This is a genomic window from Pelagimonas sp., from assembly GCF_058892305.1.
On the sequence record NZ_JBZXVN010000028.1, the window covers coordinates 21398 to 27895 of the forward strand.

The 6498-nt window shown below is 57.5% G+C and carries 6 protein-coding genes; all 6 read right to left on the reverse strand.

Annotated elements, in window-relative coordinates; all coding sequences use genetic code 11:
• Positions 1-252 precede the first annotated feature (252 nt).
• Complete coding sequence (locus AC5EFR_RS11545) at positions 253-1365, reverse strand: calcium-binding protein (RefSeq protein ID WP_493575958.1); 1113 nt, start codon at positions 1363-1365, stop codon at positions 253-255.
• Between the two features lie 201 nt (positions 1366-1566).
• Complete coding sequence (ftsA, locus tag AC5EFR_RS11550; RefSeq protein ID WP_493575959.1) at positions 1567-2895, reverse strand: cell division protein FtsA; 1329 nt, start codon at positions 2893-2895, stop codon at positions 1567-1569.
• Positions 2896-2901: 6 nt separating this feature from the next.
• Positions 2902-3801 (reverse strand): cell division protein FtsQ/DivIB, encoded by a 900-nt coding sequence (locus tag AC5EFR_RS11555; RefSeq protein ID WP_493575960.1) that lies wholly within the window; start codon positions 3799-3801, stop codon positions 2902-2904.
• Positions 3789-4703, reverse strand: coding sequence for a D-alanine--D-alanine ligase (locus tag AC5EFR_RS11560; RefSeq protein WP_493575961.1), 915 nt, complete (start codon positions 4701-4703; stop codon positions 3789-3791). Before AC5EFR_RS11560 ends, AC5EFR_RS11555 begins: the two co-directional genes overlap by 13 nt.
• A 143-nt stretch (positions 4704-4846) precedes the next feature.
• Positions 4847-5773, reverse strand: coding sequence for a UDP-N-acetylmuramate dehydrogenase (gene murB, locus AC5EFR_RS11565; protein ID WP_493575962.1), 927 nt, complete (start codon positions 5771-5773; stop codon positions 4847-4849).
• Between the two features lie 443 nt (positions 5774-6216).
• On the reverse strand, positions 6217-6498 hold a 282-nt coding region (locus tag AC5EFR_RS11570; protein ID WP_493575963.1), incomplete at its 5' end, for a hypothetical protein.

The window sequence follows — 6498 nt, forward strand, 5'->3', positions numbered from 1 at the left end:
CGCTTAGCTGGATAGATTATGTGGGTTTCGCAAAACGACACACAAGACAAAAGGCGCGGCGCATGGGAGGAGATGCGCTACGTCAGGAATAACAATGTCGGGATTCTGCTCGATCCCATTGCCGCGTCTCTTGAACGGAGCGGTTAAATCATCCTTAGCAAATCCAATGCCCCCTGTCACCAAGGAATATGGGGCACCATCTATATATAGTAGACAGCGCCAACCAAGCCACAGGACACGCGCCACTGCTCCCTAGACAAACGTCAGGTCAGCAATATCAACGACATTGTCGACCAAAAGCAGGTCCCCCCCGCCAAAATCAATCTCAATGCCGGACACATGCGCCCCACCGCTCGACAGGGTTGTCACAGCACTCCATGTATATCCGCCGGAGGAGGACAACCCTCCCTCAAGGCGGATTTCGTCGACACCAACCTCATAGTCAAACACAGTGTCGCGCCCGGATGCGAAGACGAACACGTCGGCCTCACCAAGGGTACTTCCTCCATAAAGATCGTCATTGCCACCGCCGCCATTCAGGGTGTCAGCCCCATCGCCGCCGGACAATGTATCCGCATGACGCCCCCCCGATAGGCCGTCATCCCCCGCGCCGCCGGTCAAAAGGTCGGCTCCATTGCCGCCGCTTAACTGATCGTGCCCCGCCTCACCATAAAGCAGATCCGCGCCATCATCGCCGGACAGCACATCATTACCCTGCCCACCGGCAAGCGTATCGACACCACTGCCACCGCTAACGGTATCCGCGCCATATCCGGCATAGACAACATCATCACCGCCGCCACCTTCGATGTCGTCATTGCCGTGCCAGCCATACAAAACATCATTGCCAGCACCGCCAATCACCGTGTCCTGACCATTGCCGCCGTTCAAGGTGTCGGCCCCATCTTGCCCGGCAAGAAAATCATCGTCGTCACCGCCGCTGAGATCATCATCGCCGTCACCGCCAAAAAGCGTGTCGTCACCCGTTTCGCCATAAAGGGAATCGTCGCCCGTTCCCCCATCTAGATAATCGTCATAGGTTTGACTGACATCCGAACCGGGGGCCGTTGAATGATCGCCCCAAATCTGGTCGTTGCCGCTGCCGCCATAGACCGTGTCGGACCCTTGCGATCCGGTGATCACGTCATTGCCCGACCCGCCATAAACCAAATCTTCGCCGTCACCGGCATCCATGCTGTCCGACCCATTCCCACCCCAGATCGTGTCATCGCCGCCATAGCCAAACAGCACATCATTGCCGCCCCAACCGACATAGTATTCGGCGCTGTTCTCACCGGTCCAGGTATCGACGACGTCGGTGCCATGGGTCACACCTTTGGGATGCACGTAAAACGGATAATCCATATCCAGTTGGAAAAAGGCCGAAGTGTGGGGAAAAATCGTCAAAGGCATTTCGCAGGCTTTCAAATCGGGCGCATGGGCGACGCATCAAAACAAAAGGTCCTCTCAGATAACCTGAAAGGACCTGTTGAGCTCAAAACTAAAGCTCTCATTGATGTCAGTCACTTGCGGAAAACCCGACCTCCGGTTTTCCTGACCTTCGTCTTACCAATTGTCGCGGAACCACTGTACCGCACGCTTCAAACTGCGGGCTGGGTACTTGTCGACCGGAATTTCGAAATCCCACCATTCGTCCTGCGGATGCGCCGCAAAAAGCGACAGGCCAACAGCCCCGGCAAAACCCGGACCGGTCGCGGCCTGCGGCAGACCATGCACACGCAAGGGACGACCAAGTCGCACCTGATGGCCCAAAATCCGCGAGGCCAATCCATCCAAACCCGGAATCTGGCTTGCTGCACCAGTCAGCACGATTTGTTGGCTTGGCAAATGGTCAAAGCCCGCGGCATCTAAACAACCGCGCACCTCTTCGAGGATTTCCTCGACACGCGGCCGCATGATGCCGATCAATTCGGCGCGACTCACGGTGCGACGGTCATGTTCCCAATCGCCGGTTTCGCCACCGGTTTCGATCATTTCACGGTCATCCATCCCGGTGGCGACAACGCCGCCATAAAATGTCTTGATCCGTTCCGCCGTCGCCGTGGGCACCTGAAGGCCCATAGAAATATCAGACGTGACATGATCGCCGCCCATGCGCACCGTATCGGCAAAAATCATGTGTTTCTTCATAAAGATCGACACGCCGGTGCTTCCGCCACCCATGTCGATACAGGCCGCGCCCAGCTCTTGTTCGTCTTCGACCAAGGCCGCAACACCCGCCGCATAGGCCGAGCTGGCCAAACCAGCCAATTCAAGATCACAGCGCTTGACGCAATGGGCGATGTTTTGAATCGCCTGCGCATCCACCGTGAGCATGTGCATATCACAGGCCAATTCATTGCCGATCTGCCCACGCGGATCATCAAGACCGGAGCGGTGATCCAAGGCGAAATTCACCGGCTGCGCGTGCAAAACTTCGCGACCATGGCCAAAATCCGGCACGTCACAAGAGCTTAGCACACGGGCGACATCTTGTTCATCAACCGTCACCCCCAAGACGTCGACATTGCCCGCCAAACCATAACTGCGTGGCCCCGCCCCCGAGAAACAGGCAATCACATGATCGACGCGAATACCGGCCATCTTTTGCGCCGCCTGAACAGCGGTGCGAATGGCGCGTTCGGTTTCACCCATGCTGGAAATTTCACCGAATTTGACGCCGCGCGACCGGGTGGTCGCCGCGCCAATAACCCGAAACCCGGATTGCCCAGCCAGCGAACCGATACTGTCATCGGTCGGGTCCGATCCGTCAAATCGCAGAACAAGACAGGCAATCTTGGAACTTCCCACGTCCAAAATCGCCACCACCCCGCGTTGCATCGCCGCTTTGCGCATGTTGCGCATCGCCCGTTGGGATTCGTAAAGCTCGATCATTTCTTCTTATTCCCCAGCAGCATTGATTGTGTTTGCGGCCCACATGGCCTGAGTTGCGTCTTGTCCCATGCGAATGGTTGGGCGGCGCGGAAGGCGCAGATCCACCACGATCAAATCGCGAGACAACATTTGAATGGCTTGGTCCATGGCGATGGTGCGTTCCAGCGCCCTCACCGGATTGTCTTCTGGCAACATGATGCGCTGGCCTTGGTCCAGAACCACATCCCAGCGCCGCGCGCCCATGCGTTCGAACCCGCGCAACCGCACCCGCAACGGGCCGGTCACCTTATATAGATCAAGAGCTTCGGGAACCGCGTCATGGGCCCCTTCCCCGGCAATCACCGGAAGCATGACATGTTTAGACCGGGATTTCGCCGGGCCAACCAAAGCCCCGCTTTGGTCCAAAAGCTCAAGCCCACGGTCACCACGACGCAAAACAGCCGGGACACGCTCTTCGACTTCAATCTGAAGCACATTGCCCTGGCGCACGCGAACCTGCGCGGTCTTGACCGCATTCATGGCGACCACGGTCTCGTGCATCTTGCCGAGATCAAGGTCAAACGAGCTAATCGGAAAATCAACCGGAACCGCCAGCCGGATCTGTTCGGCCACGGCGGGCGATGCCCCGTCAACGGCCATCAGCTTGACCTGAAATTCCGGGCGGCTTTCGATGGTTTCGCGCACATCGGCGATCATCTGGTTAAACGCGGCGCGGTTATCACCGGACGAGGCCCAAAGCGACACCGCCCCAAAGGCCACCGCACAGGGCAACACAACCCGCATACAAAACCGAAACCCCGGAGTGAGCTTGAGCCGCTCCATCCGGTATTTCAAACGCGATGGCGCGGGATCGTGCCGGGCGACTTTGGCATTGGCGGCTTTGGCTTTGCGGTTCAACGGTTGCATGAGGCATCCTCCACCATCCAGGCACAAAGCTGACCAAAACTCACCCCAACCGCCTGCGCCTGTTCGGGCGAGAGCGACGTTGGCGTCATGCCCGGCTGCGTATTGGTCTCCAAAAGGATCAAACCATCAATCCCCTTGCTGTCATCCCACCGAAAATCCGTACGGCTCACACCGCGACAGCCCAAGGCGTCATGCGCACGCAACGCATAATCAAGACAGGCGGCGGTTATCTCTTCGGGTAGTTCGGCCGGGCACACATGGCGCGACCCGCCTTCTTTGTATTTGGCGTCATAGTCATACCAACCATCGGTCAAAATATCGGTCACCGCCAACGCACGATCGCCCATCACGGTTGTCGTCAATTCACGACCCGGCACAAAGGCCTCGACCATGACTGTTTCGGGCATATCATCGGACAATTTCGGCGGGCTGTTGGCGGCCTCACTAACGAGGTAAACGCCAACCGACGACCCTTCGTTATAGGGTTTAACCACATAGGGAGGCGCCAAAACATGCCCTGCCTCAACCTCGGCCTTCCCGGCCAAAACACTCTCGGCCACCGGCAAACCAGCGGCGCGATAAATCTCTTTGGTGCGTTCTTTGTCCATCGCAAGGGCCGAGGCAAGAACCCCGGAATGGCTATAGGGTAGCCCCATCCATTCCAAAATGCCCTGCACACAGCCATCTTCGCCCCAACGGCCATGTAACGCATTAAAAACAACATCCGGTTGAACAGCTTGAAGGCGAGCGACCAAATCGGCCCCCGCATCAATCTCTACAACCTCATAACCTTCGCCCGTCAAAGCAGCAGCGCATTCCTGCCCGGATGACAGAGAGACTTCGCGTTCCGCAGAAGGCCCACCCATCAACACCGCTACTTTCGGGAGTGTCCTGCTCGACATCCCAGTACCGCCTCATTTACATGGGGTTTATCCCTTTTCGGGCTTTCCCCTAAATTATTATATACGACCTGCCTGTGGCCGTTTTATGTGGGCTTGCGTCGCGTGGGCGTTGCCTTGTGGCCTATCCCTTGGACCTGCGTCCATTATTGCGCCGGTTCACCAACCCGCATAATTTCCCATACTAGCTCTATTTGACTCTTTTGGAAAACCCTTTTTCGCACTTCTTCGCCTAATGATTCGAGATCGGCCGCCGTCGCCCCGCCGGTGTTGACCAAAAAGTTCGAATGCATCGGGCTCATCTGGGCACCACCAATGGTTGCGCCGCGCATGCCCGCGTCGTCAATCACCTTCCACGCCTTTAGCTCATGGCTATCATCGGCCTTGCCGGTGCTGGAAAACCCCGCCGGATTGCGGAATGTGCTGCCGGCGGTGCGGTCTTTGGTCGGTTGGGTTTCATCGCGCTTTTTCAACTGCGCTGTCATTCGGGCGTCCAATTCCTCTGGATCGCCCGCCACACCTTCAAACACCGCCTCAACAATCACACAGCCCTCGGGCAAATCGGTTTGACGATACTGAAAATTCAAATCCTCGGCTGTGAGCGTGACAAGCTCGCCCGCCCGCGTCACCGCCTTGGCGCTAACGAAATGATCCGCCACATAGGACCCATAGCAGCCCGCGTTCATCCGCACCGCACCGCCAATCGCACCGGGAATGGTGCGCAAAAACGTAAGATCAACACCCGCTGCGGCCGCCTTGCGCGCCACATGCGCATCCAGCGCCGCAACACCGGCGGTCACGCGATTGCCCTCAACCTCGATATGGTTAAACCCCCGCCCCATGCGGATCACAACGGCGCGAATGCCGCCATCGCGCACGATGAGGTTTGACCCAACCCCCATCGGAAACACCGCAATGTCGGGGGATAAGGATTTTAGAAAATCCTTGAGATCGTCAAGATCAGCCGGTTGAAACAAAGCATCCGCCGGTCCGCCAACCCGCAACCAGGTCAGGTCATTCAACACACGATCAGGCGTCAGACGCCCCCGCACCACAGGGAATTCAACAGTCATAGCAACCACCGCTCATTTTTGTTCGGTGTACGACAAGCCAGAACAAGGATCAACGGCCCCCGCCCCCTCGGCAATATCGCGCCCGCCCATATGTCGATGCCATCGCACCAGAAGACAAACAAGGGAGTTCCCTTACCTTAAGTGAATGGCCAAACGCCAAGGGCAGCGCCTGACCCTGGGCGGGCGCAACTCCCAATGAAGGGGTCCCTGCCCTTCGACGCGAACAACATTGGTGTGATGCATGACATCCAATATCGCCCCCCCTTTGGGGAGAGTCAGGCGCAGCCCGGCCCAAGGCCGGACGAGACACATGCCAACCGACCACTGCAGCCTATCAACGATATCGCGCCCGACACGGGGTGGGCGCAAATGCGCCCGCCCAAGGGGCGGGTCGGGCGCAATCGTCGCAAGGCGACGATATAGAATAGCAAAGACTGCTCCGACTAACCCGAACCGAACCCCCACAAATTGCCAGATGATATTTGAGTGAAGGTTTCGGTGACCCAAGGGCCGCCTTCCTTGACCGCCTCTTGAACCGCATCGACACCTTTATCCAGTTTCGATGCCTTGTCGGCATAGGAAACAATTGTATCGAGCGTTGACGTGTCTTTCGACAAATCAGTCCCCTCGCTCCCCAGAGCATTGAGTTGTTTGGCCCCCCTTGGAAGAGCGCCAAGAATGAAGGTCCAAGCCGCAGTTTTCTCTTGGTCAGAGCACGCATCATT

Excerpts from the sequence above, each read along its gene's own strand:
- AC5EFR_RS11560 (WP_493575961.1), bottom strand. The coding sequence starts at position 4,703 with ATGTCGAGCAGGACACTCCCGAAAGTAGCGGTGTTGATGGGTGGGCCT.
- murB (WP_493575962.1), bottom strand. The coding sequence starts at position 5,773 with ATGACTGTTGAATTCCCTGTGGTGCGGGGGCGTCTGACGCCTGATCGT.
- AC5EFR_RS11555 (WP_493575960.1), bottom strand. The coding sequence starts at position 3,801 with ATGCAACCGTTGAACCGCAAAGCCAAAGCCGCCAATGCCAAAGTCGCC.
- AC5EFR_RS11545 (WP_493575958.1), bottom strand. The coding sequence starts at position 1,365 with ATGGATTATCCGTTTTACGTGCATCCCAAAGGTGTGACCCATGGCACC.
- ftsA (WP_493575959.1), bottom strand. The coding sequence starts at position 2,895 with ATGATCGAGCTTTACGAATCCCAACGGGCGATGCGCAACATGCGCAAA.